At 60.1% G+C, this 16,516-nt stretch carries 15 protein-coding genes; 13 read left to right on the plus strand and 2 right to left on the minus strand.

Features of this window, described 5'->3' with window-relative positions; genetic code table 11:
- The first annotated feature begins 47 nt into the window (after nucleotides 1–47).
- The 4 genes from VL197_03540 (at nucleotide 48) to VL197_03555 (ending at nucleotide 6,799) form a co-directional block, all read left to right on the plus strand.
- Entirely contained in the window at nucleotides 48–1,745 is a 1,698-nt protein-coding gene (locus tag VL197_03540; GenBank protein ID HUJ17044.1) for a long-chain fatty acid--CoA ligase, read from the plus strand.
- A gap of 127 nt (nucleotides 1,746–1,872) precedes the next feature.
- Nucleotides 1,873–3,156 (plus strand): thiolase family protein, encoded by a 1,284-nt coding sequence (locus VL197_03545; GenBank protein ID HUJ17045.1) that lies wholly within the window; start codon nucleotides 1,873–1,875, stop codon nucleotides 3,154–3,156.
- 149 nt (nucleotides 3,157–3,305) lie between these two features.
- Entirely contained in the window at nucleotides 3,306–5,441 is a 2,136-nt protein-coding gene (locus VL197_03550; GenBank protein ID HUJ17046.1) for a 3-hydroxyacyl-CoA dehydrogenase NAD-binding domain-containing protein, read from the plus strand.
- Between the two features lie 14 nt (nucleotides 5,442–5,455).
- Entirely contained in the window at nucleotides 5,456–6,799 is a 1,344-nt protein-coding gene (locus tag VL197_03555) for an alpha/beta fold hydrolase (protein ID HUJ17047.1), read from the plus strand.
- A gap of 192 nt (nucleotides 6,800–6,991) precedes the next feature.
- Here the strand turns inward: VL197_03555 and VL197_03560 are convergent, their stop codons facing one another.
- Entirely contained in the window at nucleotides 6,992–7,579 is a 588-nt protein-coding gene (locus VL197_03560; GenBank protein ID HUJ17048.1) for a tetratricopeptide repeat protein, read from the minus strand.
- 188 nt (nucleotides 7,580–7,767) lie between these two features.
- Nucleotides 7,768–8,511, minus strand: coding sequence for a DUF5714 domain-containing protein (locus tag VL197_03565; GenBank protein HUJ17049.1), 744 nt, complete (start codon nucleotides 8,509–8,511; stop codon nucleotides 7,768–7,770).
- A 204-nt stretch (nucleotides 8,512–8,715) separates the two neighbouring features.
- Here VL197_03565 and VL197_03570 point away from each other — a divergent pair, with 204 nt between their 5' ends.
- The 9 genes from VL197_03570 to VL197_03610 all read left to right on the plus strand — a co-directional run.
- Nucleotides 8,716–9,504 carry an SCO family protein gene (locus tag VL197_03570; protein HUJ17050.1) on the plus strand — a complete coding sequence of 263 codons (789 nt, stop codon included), beginning with the start codon at nucleotides 8,716–8,718 and terminating at the stop codon, nucleotides 9,502–9,504.
- Nucleotides 9,505–9,604: 100 nt separating this feature from the next.
- Complete coding sequence (ctaD, locus tag VL197_03575; GenBank protein HUJ17051.1) at nucleotides 9,605–11,194, plus strand: cytochrome c oxidase subunit I; 1,590 nt, start codon at nucleotides 9,605–9,607, stop codon at nucleotides 11,192–11,194.
- Between the two features lie 53 nt (nucleotides 11,195–11,247).
- The gene (locus VL197_03580) at nucleotides 11,248–11,859 is read left to right on the plus strand and encodes a cytochrome c oxidase subunit 3 family protein (protein HUJ17052.1); all 612 of its coding nucleotides are present in this window, start codon (nucleotides 11,248–11,250) and stop codon (nucleotides 11,857–11,859) included.
- 19 nt (nucleotides 11,860–11,878) lie between these two features.
- Nucleotides 11,879–12,163: a cytochrome C oxidase subunit IV family protein gene (locus tag VL197_03585; protein HUJ17053.1), complete on the plus strand. Its 285-nt coding sequence runs from the start codon at nucleotides 11,879–11,881 to the stop codon at nucleotides 12,161–12,163.
- 114 nt (nucleotides 12,164–12,277) lie between these two features.
- Nucleotides 12,278–13,234, plus strand: a complete 957-nt coding sequence (coxB, locus tag VL197_03590; protein HUJ17054.1) for a cytochrome c oxidase subunit II — start codon at nucleotides 12,278–12,280, stop codon at nucleotides 13,232–13,234.
- A complete protein-coding gene (locus VL197_03595; protein HUJ17055.1) occupies nucleotides 13,231–14,106 on the plus strand; it encodes a protoheme IX farnesyltransferase in 876 nt (291 codons plus the stop codon). Before coxB ends, VL197_03595 begins: the two co-directional genes overlap by 4 nt.
- A complete protein-coding gene (locus VL197_03600) occupies nucleotides 14,103–14,495 on the plus strand; it encodes a hypothetical protein (protein HUJ17056.1) in 393 nt (130 codons plus the stop codon). The genes VL197_03595 and VL197_03600 overlap by 4 nt, the downstream gene beginning before the upstream one ends.
- Before the next feature lie 114 nt (nucleotides 14,496–14,609).
- Nucleotides 14,610–15,995, plus strand: coding sequence for a cytochrome ubiquinol oxidase subunit I (locus VL197_03605; GenBank protein HUJ17057.1), 1,386 nt, complete (start codon nucleotides 14,610–14,612; stop codon nucleotides 15,993–15,995).
- Between the two features lie 263 nt (nucleotides 15,996–16,258).
- Nucleotides 16,259–16,516: cytochrome d ubiquinol oxidase subunit II (locus VL197_03610; protein ID HUJ17058.1), on the plus strand; the 258-nt coding region annotated here is incomplete at its 3' end.

The following is a 16,516-nucleotide window of genomic DNA, read 5'->3' on the forward strand; positions in this document are numbered from 1 at the left end:
CCGTGCACCTCTCTGCCGCCGAACTGATTCTTCCGGAGGAGGTGTTTATGACATTCATCATGCAACCCACCGAACGTCCCTGGACCAGGTTTTACGAAGCAGGTGTCGCGTCGAGCCTGACCTATCCCCGTATAACGCTTGGCGGTGCCCTTTCGGAGACCGCGCGGAAATTCCCCGACCAGACAGCGCTCCTCTTCTACGGCAGGAAGCTTTCCTATGCGGAACTCGACCGGCTTGCGAACCGCTTCGCCCGCGCGCTGGCGCGCCTTGGCGTGAAAAAAGGCGACCGGGTAGCGCTCATGCTTCCGAACACGCCGCACATGGTCATCGCCTATTATGGCACGCTCAGGACCGGCGCCGTCGCCGTGCCGACCAACCCGCTCTATCACGAGCATGAACTCGAGGTGCAGCTCCGGGACAGCGGCGCTGAGACGCTCGTCGCGCTCGATCTGTTCTACCCGGTCATCTCCCATGCCCTGCCTCGGACGCCGGTCAAACAGCTGCTCCTGGGCAGTGTGAAGGATTTCCTCCCCTTTCCGAAAAACCTTCTGTACCCGATCAAGGCACGGTTGGACAAACAATGGGTCAGCGTCAGGCGGGCTGGAGGGGTCCTCGATTTTGTCGGGACAATGCAGCGCGAGCCTGATACGCCGTTCGAGGCCGACGTGCAACATGACGATGTCGCGCTGCTGCAGTACACCGGCGGCACAACAGGTATCCCCAAGGGCACGATCCTGACGCACCGTAACCTGATCGTGAACGCAGTCCAGAGCAGGGCATGGCTCACGCTCCGCGACGAGGAGAAGACCGCCATTCTTGCCGTGATCCCCTTCTTTCATGTCTATGGCATGACCACGGCGATGAACCTGGGCGTGCTGATCGGCGCAGAACTGATACTCCTGCCCAAGTTCCATACGAAAGAGGTCATCCGGGTCATCGAGAAGGAGCGCCCGAAGATATTCCCCGGGATCCAGGCCATGTATCTTGCGATCGGCCATTATCCCGGCATCGAGAAGCACGACCTGTCGTCCCTCAAGGTCGCCATTAGCGGCGCGGGGCCGCTCATGCGCGAAGTACAGGAGCGGTTCGAACAGGTCACCGGAGGCAGGATCATCGAAGGCTATGGGCTGTCCGAGGCCTCTCCCGTGACCCATGCCAACCCGCTCTTTGGCAGCAGGAAGGTCGGCAGCATCGGACTCCCCTGGCCGGACACGGATGCGCGCATCGTGGACCTGGAGACCGGAGTGAAAAACCTGCAACCGGGAGAGGTTGGTGAACTGGTGGTCAGAGGCCCGCAGGTGATGCAGGGTTACTGGAACAAGCCGGAAGAAACGGCACAGGCCCTGCGCAACGGCTGGCTCCACACCGGCGACATCGCCAGGATGGACGAGGACGGTTACTTCTACATCGTCGACCGGATCAAGGACATGATCAAGACCGTGGGTGAGAATGTCTATCCCCGCGAGGTGGAGGAGGTCCTGTATACGTACCCGAAGGTGAAGGAAGCAGTCGTGATCGGCGTCCCGCAGGAGTTCCTGGGCGAGGAGATCAAGGCATTCATCGTGCTCAAGGACGGCGTGACCGCGAATGCCGAGGAGATCATCGCATACTGCCGGGAGCAGCTTTCGAAGTTCAAGGTGCCGAAAGAGGTCGAGTTCCGGAAGGAGCTTCCGAAGACGCTCGTGGGCAAGGTCCTGAGACGGGTGCTCAAGGACCAGGAACTGAAGAAAATAGAAAAGGCATAGCACGGGGGACGCGGATATCCGCAGAGAGAGGCTGATCAGAGGAAAGGTGCAGTGAACCGGCTTTGGGATTGTTCGATCGGCGCTCGTCTGTGTTCATCCGCGTCCCCCGCTCGAGCTTGAGGTCAACATGAAAGAAGTGGTCATCATAGACGGTTTCCGCACCCCTTACGCCAAGGCCGGCACGGCATTCAAGGATGTCCACCCGGTCGACCTGGGAGCAGCAGTTGCGAAGGAGGTTATAGCCAGGACCGGCATCGACTCTGCGCTGATCGACGAGGTGATCGTCGGGAATGCCGGCATGCCCGCCGACGCTGCGAACATAGCCCGCGTCATCGCGCTCCGCGCCGGCATCCCCGAACGGACCCCCGCCTACAGCGTCCAGCGGAACTGCGCTTCCGGGATGCAGGCCGTGGCAAGCGCGTACGCCCAGATCCTGGCCGGCATGAGCGGGATCGTGCTGGCAGGCGGCGTGGAATCCATGTCTTCCTACGATTATTACATGTCCCGCAGGCTCCGGGACGCGATCACCGCCGTGCGGCGCGGCAGGACGGCGGGCTCGCGGATCAAGGCAGTCCTCTCCCTCAGGCCGAAGGATTTTCTGCCGGTCATAGGCCTCATCCAGGGGTTGACCGACCCGATCTCCGGGCTGATCATGGGTGAGACCGCGGAAGTCCTCGTCCGCGACTTCGGCATCACGCGCACGGAGCAGGATGAGTATGCCCTCACGAGCCATCAGCGGTGGACGGCCGCGAACGCCGCGGGGAAATTCAGGAACGAGGTGGTCCCGTTCTACGTGCCGCCGAAATTCGAAGCGGTTGAGGAGGACATCGGCCCGCGAAAGAACCAGACCCGGGAGGCGCTCGCGAAGCTGCCCCCCTACTTCGACAAGCGGACCGGGACCGTCACGGCGGGCAATTCATCGCCGATCACCGACGGCGCGGCAGCGGCGATCGTCATGATCGCCGACAGGGCGGCAGCGCTGGGATACAGGCCCCTCGGTCATATCAGGGCCGTGGCGTTCGCGGGCTTCGACCCTTCGCGCATGGGCATCAGCCCGCTCTATGCCACGCACAAGGTGTTGAAGCTCGCCGGAATGACCATGAAGGACATCGAGCTGATCGAACTGAACGAGGCCTTCGCCGCGCAGGTGATCGCTGTCGAGCGGGCGGCCGTGTCGCGGGAGTATTTCGCACGCCATCTGCCGGGCGAAGAGCCGATCGGCGAGTTCCGCCGCGACATCATGAACGTGAACGGCGGCGCCATCGCGGTAGGGCATCCGGTGGGCTCGTCGGGGCTCAGGATCATCATCACGCTCCTCAAGGAGATGGAGCGCCGGGGCCTCGGGACCGGCCTTGCCACACTCTGCATCGGCGGCGGCCAGGGCGGAGCCATGATCTTGGAGAGAAAGTAAGTGCAAACCGAGAACGGAATCCAACCGCGAAGCCGCCAAGAATGCGAAGGAAATCTAAGATGCTTTTATTCCCCTTCTTGGCGACCTTCCCGCCTTCGCGGGGAGGCTTCGGGGTTCAATGTTTGTATGATATATAAGGAATAGGGTACATGTCAGCCTTCAGCTATGAAATAGACAAAGACGGCATCGCGGTGCTCTCGTTCGACCTTCCCGGCGAAAAAGTGAATAAGCTGATGATGGCGGTCATGGACGAACTGGACCGGCTGCTCGATGAGCTCGCGCACAAGGACGGGGTCCGGGCCATGGTTATCCGGAGCGGCAAGGACGGGCACTTTATCGTCGGCGCCGACATCGCCGAGATCAGGGACATCAGGGATAGCGCGTCAGGCGAAGAACTCGCCCGGAGAGGCCAGGCGGTGTTCGCGAAGCTCGAAGCCCTGACCTTTCCGACCGTTGCCGCGGTGCACGGCCCCTGCATGGGCGGCGGACTGGAGCTCGCCCTCGCCTGCACGTACCGGGTCATCAGCAATGACCAGAGAACCGCCCTCGCCCTTCCCGAAGTGAAGCTCGGCATCATCCCCGGCTTCGGCGGGACGCAGCGGCTGCCGAGGCTGGTCGGGATCGCGAATGCCCTCGACATGATCCTGACGGGCAAGCCAACGCACGCACGGAAGGCAAGGCAGATCGGGCTTGCCGACGAGGTGACCTATAAGGAGATGCTGCTGGAGCGCTCGCTCTCCCTGGCACGGAAGGCTATGGGCTTGCCGAGGCCGTCTGGAGTACGGTCAAGGCAACGGATGTTCGCCGGATTAACTGAAGGAAATCCCCTGACAAGGGCCATCATCTTCCGGACCGCCGAGAAGAACGTTCTCGCTGAGACGCGGGGCAACTACCCCGCCCCGCTCGCAGCGCTCGACGCCGTCCGATACGGATTCTCGCATACGCGGGAAGAAGGCTACCGCCATGAAGCCGAACTGCTCGGCAGGCTGGCCCCGACCGGGGTCTCGAAAAACCTGATCTCCGTCTTTTACCTGAACGAACTGCTCAAGAAGGATCACCATCCCGTCCTTCCGGACATCACCCATGCGGTCGTCATCGGCGCGGGTGTGATGGGCGGCGGCATCGCCCAACTCCTCGCGGAAAAAGGGCTCTCCGTCCGGATGAAGGATATTGATACCCGGGCGCTCGCGGCGGGGTTCAGGGAGGCCTGGGGGATATTCGGAAAACGCCGGGACAAGGGGATATTGACGCCGATCCAGGCACGGGACGGTTTCGACCGCATCACGGCCACGATCGATTATACGGGGTTCCGGAACGCCGGGATCGCGATCGAGGCTGTCGTCGAGAACATGGACGTCAAGAAAGCGGTGCTCCGCGAACTTGAAGCTGCTGCGGGCGAGTCCCTGATATATGCTTCGAACACCTCTTCTCTCGCCATCTCCGAGCTTGCCACGGCATCGAGTCATCCGGACAGGGTCGTGGGCATGCACTTCTTCAACCCCGTCGAAAAAATGCCCCTCGTCGAGATCGTTCGCGGCAGACAGACTTCCGACGAGACCATCAGTGCGATCGCAACGCTCTCCCGGCGGCTCGGCAAGCTGCCCGTGATCTTGAACGACGGCCCGGGCTTCCTGGTGAACCGCATCCTGATGCCTTACCTCGGCGAAGCAGTCGTCATGCTGGAGCAGGGCGGCAGGATCGAAGAGATCGATGGCGCGCTCCTGCGGTTCGGCATGCCCATGGGCGCTTTTATCCTGCTCGACGAGATCGGGATCGATATCGCTTACAAGGTCTCCGAGATCCTGCACCAGGGGTTGGGCGAGCGGGCAAAGCCATCGGGCCTTCTGGCGCGGTTATATAAGGAAGGCCGTCTCGGAAAGAAGAGCGGCAGGGGATTTTATCAGTACCGGGGCGGTAAACGCGGGAACCCTGACGGCTCCCTTTCGGGCGGGCTCCCGGGTCCGTCTGAGATCGGCACGATCGGGCCCGAAGATATCGTTGACCGGGCAGTCCTGCTCATGGTAAAAGAAGCTGTCCTCTGCCTCGAAGATAGGATCATCAGCCGCCCCAATCTGCTCGACGCCGCGCTCGTCTTCGGGATCGGCTTCCCGCCGTTCCGGGGAGGGCTGCTCAGGTATGCGGATACGCTCGGTGCGGCGAACATTGTGTCTAAACTCGAGGGATTCGTCAACCGGTTCGGCGAGCGTTTCATTCCGCCGGCATCTCTCCGGGAAATGGCAAAGACCGGGCAGGGATTTTATTCCAACGAACGGAGCCCCGCCTGAACAAGACCATGACCATGCTCCAGAGAACCCGCCATGCCGCGCGTGCGGCGCTCCTGATCCTTACGCTCTTGTCCCTCTCCCTGATTGCGGGCTGCGACTATGTCGGTTTCTATTCGCGCCAGACGGCCTGGCGTGCCATGTACGAGAACCAGCCGCGCATGTCCTTCATCCAGCGCTTTGCCCCCGGCGATTCGATCCTCGTGAGCGGCAGTATTGCAAACGTGGAAGAGTGGCGAGGCCCGCTCCTGCTTGCTGCGGTCAGCAGCCAGTACCGGGAGAACGAGATCGTGGCGCTCACCACGGTCCGCAATCCCCGGGACGGATATACCCTGTTCCTGCCCAAGGGGGATTACGCGCTCTTCCTGTTCGCCGACCTGAACGGGAACGGGCTGTTCGAACGCAATGAACTCGTGGGCCAGGCTTCGGTCATCGTGGATTCGGCCGGCAGCAGGGCCGACGGCGTGCTCACACCCCCCCCGATCGTTGTGGACTATACCCAGCCGGGGAAGACCGTCTTCCGCATGCGCGTCCGAGTGCAGGCCGCGAGCTACGTCTATCCCTCCCTGGATGATGACTTCTTCGACCCCCGTTTCGGGAACGAAGGGCTCTACAACCCCGCGTCGCTCATGGCGCATACGCAAGGGTTCCTGTTCGGCCTCGAAGACTATGACGTGAATAAAACCACGGTCCTCTTCGTGCACGGCATCGGGGGAACGCCCCGCGACTGGAAGTTCTATGCGGAAGGCCTGGACCGGCGCCGGTTCCAGCCCTTTTTTTTGTACTATCCTTCGGGCATGCCTCTGGACAAGATCAGTTCCCTGCTCGCGCAGGTGATCTCGTCCCTCGACAGGAGCAGCCGGAAAAGCAGCCACCGGATCGTGCTTGCGGCGCACAGCATGGGCGGTCTCATAGCGCTCTCGGCCATCCAGAAGCTTGCCGCGGAGGGGCTGCCCTCTTCCCTCGCGCTGTATTGTTCCCTCTCGACCCCCTACGACGGGAGCGAATCGGCGCGGAAAGGCGTGGAGACCGCCCCGCTCGTGGTTCCCGTATGGCAGGACATAGCCATGGGCAGCGAGTTCCTGAAAAAACAGCAGTCACAGCCCTTTCCCCAGCACCTCCCGTTCTACCTGTTCTTCACTTATAATGATCCGTCCGCGTTCAAGCTCGGGGAGAGCGGCGACGGGTCGGTCACACTCCGGTCCCAGCTCACCCCGGCCATGCAGGGCGCGGCAACCAAAATAATGGGATTTAATGAAAGCCACGAAGGTTTGCTGAACAGCAAGGCCGGGCGCGACGCATTTCTGCAGCTGTTGGACAGAGTGCCCCTCCCGGAAACCGGGACCGGCACGCATCAGTAATTCCTGCGAGGGGACTTGATTTCCCGCGATGAAAGGCAGCAGCCTGACGCCGCACGCAGTCATGAGTGTATTCTTTTGGGTGAACGGTTATTGCGAACGGATTGAGGGGGAGGGGGAATGTCTGGCGCGGGATGGAATGACAGGGATGGCAGCTGTCGCAAAGTCTCCGGCACGGGTGAGCAGCCATGATACCTACGAAGCGCTCTTTTTCCTCCGGATCATCTGCACGGCCTTGCCCCCGTCCCGTTTGAGCCAGAACACACAGAAGACCGCCGAGGCGATCACGACGGTGGCAAGGGCATTGTCCCCTCGCTTGATCATCATCGAGGCGCCGGCGATCATGATGACCATGAACCCGAGCGGTATGAAGACCCTCGACAAGACCTCCCGGAGCAGCTGCATTTTCCTGAAGCACGTCCTTGCCTCTTCCTTCCTGCCCATTTTCTCATAGAGGTTTCCCAGATTGAACCACAGCTGATTGTTCTGGCTGTCGTGTTTCGCGGTGCGTTCGTAATATGCGATAGCCCGCCGGGGGTCGATCTCTTCGAGCTGCGAGGCCAGGCGGAACCAGAGCGTGAACCGGTTCCCCGACTTGGCGTAATGCTCCTCTGCCTGGCCGGCCCTGCCCGTTTCCTCGAGAATGACCGCCTTCAGGAACTGGCCCCGCTCGAAATCGGGGTGGGCCGCGAGCAGTTCATCGACGGCTTTCTCGGCTGCAGGATATTCTTTCTTCTCGTAATAGGCGATGGTCAGTTGGAACTGCTTGGCGATGGCCTGCATGGAGCCCTCCTGGCGCAATGTTGCACGGGCCGGCGTGCCCGCTGACTGAACATACAATAAGTTCCGGGAAAAGGCAAGGAAAGAGACGGCAAAAAGAGACGGCAAAGACAAGGTGTTGGTACGATCGATCAGGGCAGTGAATCCCCCGGGGATTCTTCCGTCCGACCGGACGGCCGCTACACGGGCCTTCAGGACCCGCACGCGGTTGCGGGAAGATGGATGGAATCGGTGAAGACGTCCTTCGTTTCTTTCTGGTAGTAGGGGCACTTCTGTTCGCGGCATCCATGGGGGTGCTTTCCGCTGTGCCTGCAGACGAGCCCGGACCTTGAGACCGGGAGCACGATGCCGAAGCGGTCCGCGAAGATCGTGACCGCGGTGTCGAGAGCGGCGCGGACATAGGCCTTGCAGCAGCTCGGCCCCGTGAGGTCTGCGATGGCCCGGGAAACACTGATCACGGCGTCCATCACGATCCTCTGTTCCGCATCGGAGCCGCACCGGCTCTTGAGGAAGACCGAGAAGCAGGCGCCTATTGCCGGCGATATCCCGCAGATGCCGGTGAGCCCGCAGTAGCCGCCCACGGCCTGTTTCGCCGTCCTGGTGAAGATCTCCCTTATCTCCTCATCCGTGATCCTGGCATAGGGAGAATTCCTGAGGGCGGCGGACAGGGCGCCCGCGGCAATAAAGGCGTGCTCGCACCCCAGCATGGGAAGGGCGGGATGGTTCAGCATCAGCTCGGCGATCCTGACCGGGTCCTTTTCACGGGTGCTGAAGACGGCGTCCTCGATCATCTGCATTGCATCCATGCTGTGGCAGGCATCGCAGATGAAATGTCCCTCGGGACATCTGATGTGGCCTTCCGATGTCTTCCGGCAATAGGTGCAGACAAGGGGCTCGCTCCTGTCGAGATACAGGAGCGTCGAGCCGCAGATCATGCAATTTTCTGTAGTCTGCTTCCGTTTCATGGAGCCATTATACCCATAACCATGTCAAGAGACAAGCCGGATCCCTGTTCGCAATGATTCTGTGGCTGTTTCTGTGGCTGTTGCTTGACATTTTCCCCTTTTACGCATATCTTAAGGAAGAATCCGCCTTGCTGGGAACCCTCTTGGGAGCCTCATGCCTTCCGGTGATCGCCGATGAAAAAGTTCTGCTTCCTGCTCATCTTCGCGCTGGTGCCTACAGGCGTTTTCGCCCATGGCTCGAGCGCGTCGAAAGCCGACATCTCCCTGGACGAAAAGCCGGGACAGTATGTATCCGGCGATGCTTCGTTCGTCGACGAGAACGGGCGCAGCCTCAGCCTCCGGGATCGCATCGACAAACCGACGATCATCGCCCCGGTATACCTCGGCTGCAGGCATGAATGCCCCATGCTCCTGGGAGGCCTGGCACAGGCCCTCGGCAAGATGGAGCTGCTGAAGCCCGGCAGGGACTTCCAGGTGATGACGCTCAGCTTCGACGAAAAGGACACCCCCGCCGTTGCCCGGGACGCGAAGAAGAATTACCTGAAGGCCATCGGGCGCCCCTTCCCCGGCGAGGCCTGGTCCTTCCTGACCGGCAGGGAGACCGACATCCGGAAGTTCACCGACTCCGTCGGCTTCCGATTTCAGCGGGACAGCGAGCATGATTTCTCCCATCCCGTGGCGCTCATCGTGATCGCTCCAGGAGGAAAGATCGTGCGCTACCTCGAAGGCGTCTCCTTCCTGCCCTTCGAGGTCACCATGGCGCTGACCGAGGCCTCGGAAGGCAGGGTCGGGTCCTCCGCGCGCAAGGCGCTGCTGTACTGCTTCAGCTACGATCCGCTCAAGAAGTCCTATGTGTTCAACATCCTGAAAGTGACCGGGACCGCCATGGTCCTGTTCGTCGGATCGTTCCTTGTGTATCTGATACATACAACAAGGAAGAAACGCGGCGCGCTGAAGGGGTAGCCGCCAACGTTCGCTTACGGGACTTCATCGAGCGTTCTTACCCGGCGCAGACCGCGGAGCCAACGGCTACCCTTGCAAGTGCAAGAGGAGATCAAACACGATGACGGAAGCAAGCTTCTATCAGACTCCCGGCAAGTACCCCGGCATCTTCGGCTGGCTGTTCACCACAGACCACAAGCGGATCGGCCTTTTGTATCTCGCTTCGTCGCTCTCCTTCTTCGCCGTCGGCGTGTCGCTGGGGCTCACCATGCGCCTTGAGCTCATCCGCTCGGGCATGCACTTCTACAGTGCACAGACCTACAACGCCATCTTCACCCTGCACGGGGTGATCATGATCTTCCTTTTCATCATCCCCGGCATCCCGTCGTCACTCGGCAACTTCGTGATGCCGCTCCAGATTGGCGCCCGGGACGTGGCGTTCCCGAAGATCAACATCCTTTCGTGGTGGCTCTTCATCATCGGCGGGGCCTGCGCAGTCACGTCCCTCTTTACCGGCGGTGGACCTCCGGACACGGGCTGGACCTTCTACGTTCCCTACAGCATCCGGACGGGCACGAACATCTCGCTGGCCGTGTTCGGCGTATTCTTGATCGGCCTGTCGTCCACGCTCACGGGCATGAACTTCCTGACCACGATCCACCGGCTCCGGGCGCCCGGCATGACGTGGAGGCGCATGACCCTGTTCACCTGGTCCATCTACGCAACGTCCTGGATCCAGCTGCTGGCCACGCCGGTCCTGGCCATCACGCTGCTCCTGATCATCCTCGAGCGCTTCTTCGGAGTGGGCTTCTTCGACCCGGCAAAAGGCGGCGACCCGATCCTCTTCCAGCACATGTTCTGGATCTACTCGCACCCGGCGGTCTACATCATGATCCTGCCCGCCATGGGCGCGGTCACCGACATCATCCCCGTATTTGCCCGCAGGAACATCTTCGGGTACTCGTTCATTGCCGCGTCAAGCCTGGCCATTGCGTTCGTGGGCTACCTCGTCTGGGGCCACCACATGTTCACGAGCGGCATGAGCGACACTTCCCGGGTCATCTTCTCGTTCCTCACCTTCATCGTTGCCGTACCCAGCGGGGTCAAGATCTTCAACTGGATCGCGAGTCTCTACAAAGGCTCGATCAGGATGAATGCGCCGCTTCTCTACACGCTCGCATTCATCTTCCTGTTCTCCATCGGCGGCCTGACCGGCCTGGTGCAGGGAGCCCTTGCCACGAGCCTGCACGTCCACGGCACCTATTTCATCGTGGGCCACTTCCATTATGTAATGTTCGGCGGGGCCGCGTTCGGCTTTTTCGCGGGCCTCCACTACTGGTTTCCCAAAATCACCGGCAGGCTGTACGAGGAGCACTTGGCAAAGCTGGCCTGCTTTTTCCTGTTCATCGGCTTCAACATGCTCTACTTTTCCATGTTCGTCCTCGGCTGGGAAGGCATGCCGCGGCGCTACTACGACTACCTCCCGAAATTCAACGGGCCGAACCTGGTTTCCACCATCGGTTCCTGGATCCTGGCCATGGGCCTCATCATCATGTTCTATAACCTGATCCGCTCGATCTTCGCCGGCAAAGAGGCCGGGGACAACCCCTGGGAAGCGGCGTCGCTGGAATGGCAGACGTCGTCGCCGCCGCCCACGGAAAACTTCGCTGAGCAGCCCGTGGTCACAAAGGGGCCGTACACGTTTACCTGACGGGGCTCCCGGTTTACGCATGTATTGAACATCGTCTCACCATACGACATCCTATGACTGAACTTGCCCATTCCCAACACCGAGACTACGCCGGCGCCAAGCTCGGCATGTGGTTCTTCCTGTTCACGGAGATCCTGCTCTTCGGCGGCATGTTCCTTGTCTACGCCGAATACCGCCAGCTGAACACGGCGGATTTCCACGAAGCGGGCCGCGAGATGAACGTCCTCATCGGGGCCATCAATACCATCATTCTCCTGACCAGCAGCCTTACCATGGTCCTGGCGATCTCGGCGATCAAGAGAGGAAAGAAAGCCGCTTCGCTCCTGCTCCAGGCGGCCACCGTCCTGCTGGGCATCGGGTTCCTGGTGAACAAATATTTCGAGTGGAGCGATCATATCCGACACGGCTTCTACCCGGACTCCCCGCAGCTCCTGGCCATGAGCCACGGCAAGATCCTCTTCTTCGGTTTGTACTACGTCATGACGGGCATTCACGCACTGCACGTCATTATCGGCATGAGCGTCATTACGTTCATCCTGGTGCTGACGCTTCGCGGCGCCGTGACAAGCGCCGATTACGTGAAACTGGAGAACGCGGGGCTCTTCTGGCACCTCGTCGATGTCATCTGGATCTACCTGTTCCCGCTGTTCTATCTGATCCTGTAAAGTCTTTTTCCGGGGGCGCATGGAAGAGAGTAAGAATCATATCGCCGGCACAAAAACCTACATCTTCGTCTGGATCGCCCTGCTATGCCTCACGGGTCTCACCATCAAGGCCGCGCAGATGAAGATGGGCGAATGGAGCATGGTCGCCAACATCGCGATCGCTTCGGCAAAAGCGAGCCTCGTGCTCTTGTTCTTCATGCACCTGAAGTACGAGCGGCGGCTGTTCAAGCTGCTGCTCTTCGTGCCGCTGTTGACGATCACGGTCATCATCGGGCTGACGTTCTTCGATATCTGGTACCGATGAGGCGATTTTGGATGAAGAGTTACTATTTACTAATTTGACCCTGAAGTATCGTGAATTTTTTTTGATGCTCATTCCTAAATTTTAATTTCTAATTCTTGACTGCAAAAGGTGTCTATGGTGACCGGCTGGCCGAATCTTTCCAATCCTGCTGACGACACGTTCTTCTTTATCCTCGGCATTTCCCTGACCCTGCTGGCCCTGAACACGGGCGTCATGATCTATTTCGTGATCCGCTACAGCAGGAAGCGCCATCCGCAGGCTGAGGAGGTGAAGGAGAACACTCCGCTCGAGATCATCTGGACCGTGATACCCACCCTCCTCGTCCTTGCAATCTTTTACGTGGGCTGGAAGGGCTTCGTGTACATGCGCACGGCCCCACCCGACGCCATGGTCGTCAAGGTCATTGCCCGGCAGTGGTCTTGGACCTTCGACTACGCCAATGGCAAGGAGACCAATGTGCTGAAGGTTCCCGTCGGGAAGCCGATCAAGCTCCTGATCACCTCGGCCGACGTGCTCCACAGCCTCTTCATCCCCGCGTACCACATCAAGGAAGACGCCGTGCCGGGCAGGGAGACGCACCTCTGGTTCCTCCCTGACGAGCCCGGCTCCTATGACCTCTTCTGCACCGAGTACTGCGGCGTCGGACACTCGGACATGATCACGAAGGTCGAGGTCATGCAACAGAAGGACTTTGATCAATGGTATACGGGAGAACAAGAGGCCGCCCCGTCTGAAAAGAAGAAGCCCGGAGCAAGGACGCCCGAAAAGAAAGAAGCGGCGGTGAAAGGCGTTGAACTGATCCAGGTCAAGGGCTGCGTCGCGTGCCATACCACGGACGGATCGCCGAAGATCGGCCCCACCTTCAAGGGCGTCTTCGGCAAAAAAGAAATCGTGATCCACGATGGAAAAGAGCGGGAGATCGTCGTGGACGAAGCATTCATCAAGCAGACGCTCATGCACCCGGAAATAGACCGGGTCAAGGGCTTTCCTCCGATCATGCCGTCTCAACACGGGCTGTTGACTGACAAAGAGATGGATGCGATCGTCGATTACCTCAAGAGCCTGAAATGAGAAGGGTTGCATTCTTTCGCGCTGTTGCGGGTCTCTCCCGTCCGCGGATAGCATTGGTGAGCGCCTGCTCTGCGTTTGCCGGTCATGTGCTTGCGCCCGGCCGGTCCCTGCTGCATGGCGCCGGGTGCGTTCTTGCCGTGCTCATCCTCGCGGCTGGCGCCTCAGCCCTGAACCAGTTCCAGGAGCGTTCTGTCGACGCCCGGATGGAGCGGACGAGAAGCCGCCCGCTTCCCGCGGGCCTCATGACACCCGCACACGCCCTGGGTGCGGCGATCATCCTCAACGTCGCGGGACTGTTCCTGCTCTTCGTCTCAGGCGGAACAACCCCCTTCCTTCTGGGCATTCTGGCGCTCCTCTGGTACAACGGCATCTACACGCTGCTCAAACGCGTCACCGCCTTTGCCGCGGTGCCGGGCGCCGTCGTCGGCATGATCCCTCCGGCCATCGGGTGGACGGCGGCCGGCGGATCGCCTGCTGATCCGCGCCTCTTCGCGATTTGCTTCCTGTTCTTCATGTGGCAGGTCCCCCATTTCTGGCTCCAGGTCCTGCACCACGGTCAGGAGTATGAGCGGGCCGGGCTGCCGTCGCTCAGCGGGGTGCTGCGGCCGGAGCAGATCGGCCGCGTGACGTTCATCTGGATCTGTGCCGCTGCTGCGTCGGGACTCCTGCTTCCCCTCTTTGGCGCGCTGCAGTCTCCGGGCCTCTCCCTGCTGCTGGTTCCCGCGGCCCTCGTCATGAGCGTCAGGGCCCTCGGCCTCGTGACTTCCCGGTCGCCGGAACGGGCGCTGCCCGTGTTCAAAATGATCAATGCCTATATTCTGTTCGTCCTTTTTCTCCTGTCGATCGAGGGACTCTCGCTCTTCCTGCCATGAAAGACGATGCACCGAAAGCTCACGAACTCAAGGAGCTCCTGATCGAGCTCTCCCCCCTGATCGAGGAATACACATCGCAGACCTGCCCGGCGTGCGGGGACGTCTGCTGCAAACAGAAGCGCTCCCTGCCCGAGCCGGAGGATGTTCGTTTTGCCTCGGCTCTCGGCATGCCGCTTCCGGACCGCGATCCTTTGCGACCGCCTGACGGTCCCTGCCAGTTCATGGGCCCCCGCGGCTGCGTCACCGAGCGGTGGCTCCGGCCCTGGCGGTGCACGTGGTATTTCTGCGATCCGCTGCTCCGCGCGCTGGATGAGGGGCCACGGAAGAAAGCCCGGGCGGTCTCCGCCCTCGTTCAGCGCATCGTGGATATCCGCGCAGGATGGCCATGATCCCCGCCGCTTCCCGGATCAGGAGCGCCTTTTGCGAGCGGGCTATTTCCCTTCCGGGCGCTCCCCGTGCTATGATATAGGATATGACCACATCGAACAGCGAGGGACTTTAGCATGGATACGGTCCTGCTCTCACGAATCCAGTTCGCGGTCACGACCCTGTTCCACATACTCTTTCCCACCTTGACCATTGGCCTGTCCGTCTTTCTCGTGGTCGTAGAGGGTCTCTGGCTCAGGACCCGGGAAGAGCTCTACTACCGCATGTACCGGTACTGGGTGAGCTTCTTTGCCGTCAATTTCGGCGTGGGCGTCGTTACGGGCATTGTCCTTGAATTTGAATTCGGCACCAACTTCTCCCGCTTCTCCCAGGCCGCCGGAAACGTCATCTCCCCGCTCCTCGCCTTCGAAGTGATGACCGCTTTCTTTCTGGAATCGGGCTTTCTCGGCATCATGCTGTTCGGATGGAAGCGGGTGAGCCGCCAGATGCATTTTTTCGCGACCTGCCTCGTGGCCCTGGGAACGATCATTTCCTCCTTCTGGATCCTTGCCGCAAATTCCTGGATGCAGACCCCGGCGGGCTTTACCGTGATGAACGGAAAGTTCGTGGTCACTGATTTTCAAGCGGCCATCTTCAATCCCTCCACGGGTACGCGCATGTTCCATATGACCATGGCCGGCCTCGAGACCTCTGCTTTCGTGGTTGCCGGCGTCAGCGCCTATTACCTGCTCATGGGGCGGCATGCCGCGTTATTCCGGCGCTCCCTGTCCCTCGCGCTTATGATGGCCGCCCTGTTCGCTCCGCTCCAGATGCTGCTTGGGGACCGGAGCGGCCTGAAGGTATTTCAACATCAGCCGGCAAAACTCGCTGCCCTGGAAGCCCATTGGGAGACGAACATCGGGAACGGAGCGCCCTTTGCCATCATGGCCCTTCCCGACCCGCGTGAGGAGAGAAACCTTTTCGAGCTGGCAATACCGCGCGGCCTCAGCCTGCTGACCACGCATTCCCTGGACGGCCGCGTGCCCGGCCTGAAGGAATTCCCGCGCGAGAACCGGCCGAACGTCTTGCTCCTGTTCGTGATGTTCCGCGTCATGATCGCGATCGGCACGCTCCTGCTCCTGGTCATAATCTGGGCGTTCTTTCTCTGGAGAAAGGGGATCCTCTTCGAATACCGGCCGTTCCTCTGGACACTTTTGATCATCCATCCTCTCGGGTTTCTTGCCGTCGAAAGCGGGTGGATCACGACAGAGGCAGGACGTCAGCCCTGGCTCGTCTACAACCTGATGAGGACAACAGAGGGCATCTCGCCCGTGCCCCCGGGCAATGTCCTCTGGTCGCTCAGCCTCTTTCTGGTCATCTTTGCGGCCATCGGGTCCATCTATTCCTATTACGTCATGAAGATGATCAGGCAGGGTCCCGATCTGTTCAGCCCGATCCCTGCAGCTCAATTACCAACAGACATGCGGCCGCTCAAGGAGCATGAGGGTACGAAGAAGGTTTAATAAGAGGCAAGGACGAAAGAGAGGGACCCTAATATGCGAAGAGCGCCAAGGATCACTGAAACCGAATGTTTAGGATTTTGACACTGATACCGGCTGATTTATTTATGATTGACTCGGATAAGATCTTGCCGTATCAGTGAAAATCATATTTCTATCCGATTTTGATCTGTGTCTTCATTATTTTTTGTACGAGAGTTTCCAGCTCCTGACTGTTTTCAACTTGTGTACGAAAGAACCAATTTTTTTTAGAATGGGAATCAAGCATGGACATCGTCGACATCTGGATAGCCTTGCTCGGCCTGACCATCATTCTCTATGTGGTCCTGGACGGGTTCGGGCTCGGGATCGCGCTCCTGTTCCCGGTCATGAAGAGCGAGGATGAGCGTGATCGATTGATCGAGAGCATTGCTCCGGTCTGGGACGCGAACCAGACATGGCTCGTCTTCGGCGGGGGCGGGCTCTTTGTGGCCTTTCCCCTGCTCTACGGCGTTCTGTCGAGCGCCCTGTACATACCGCTCTTT

This window comes from Nitrospirota bacterium (assembly GCA_035516965.1).
Lineage (GTDB): Bacteria > Nitrospirota > UBA9217 > UBA9217 > UBA9217 > MHEA01.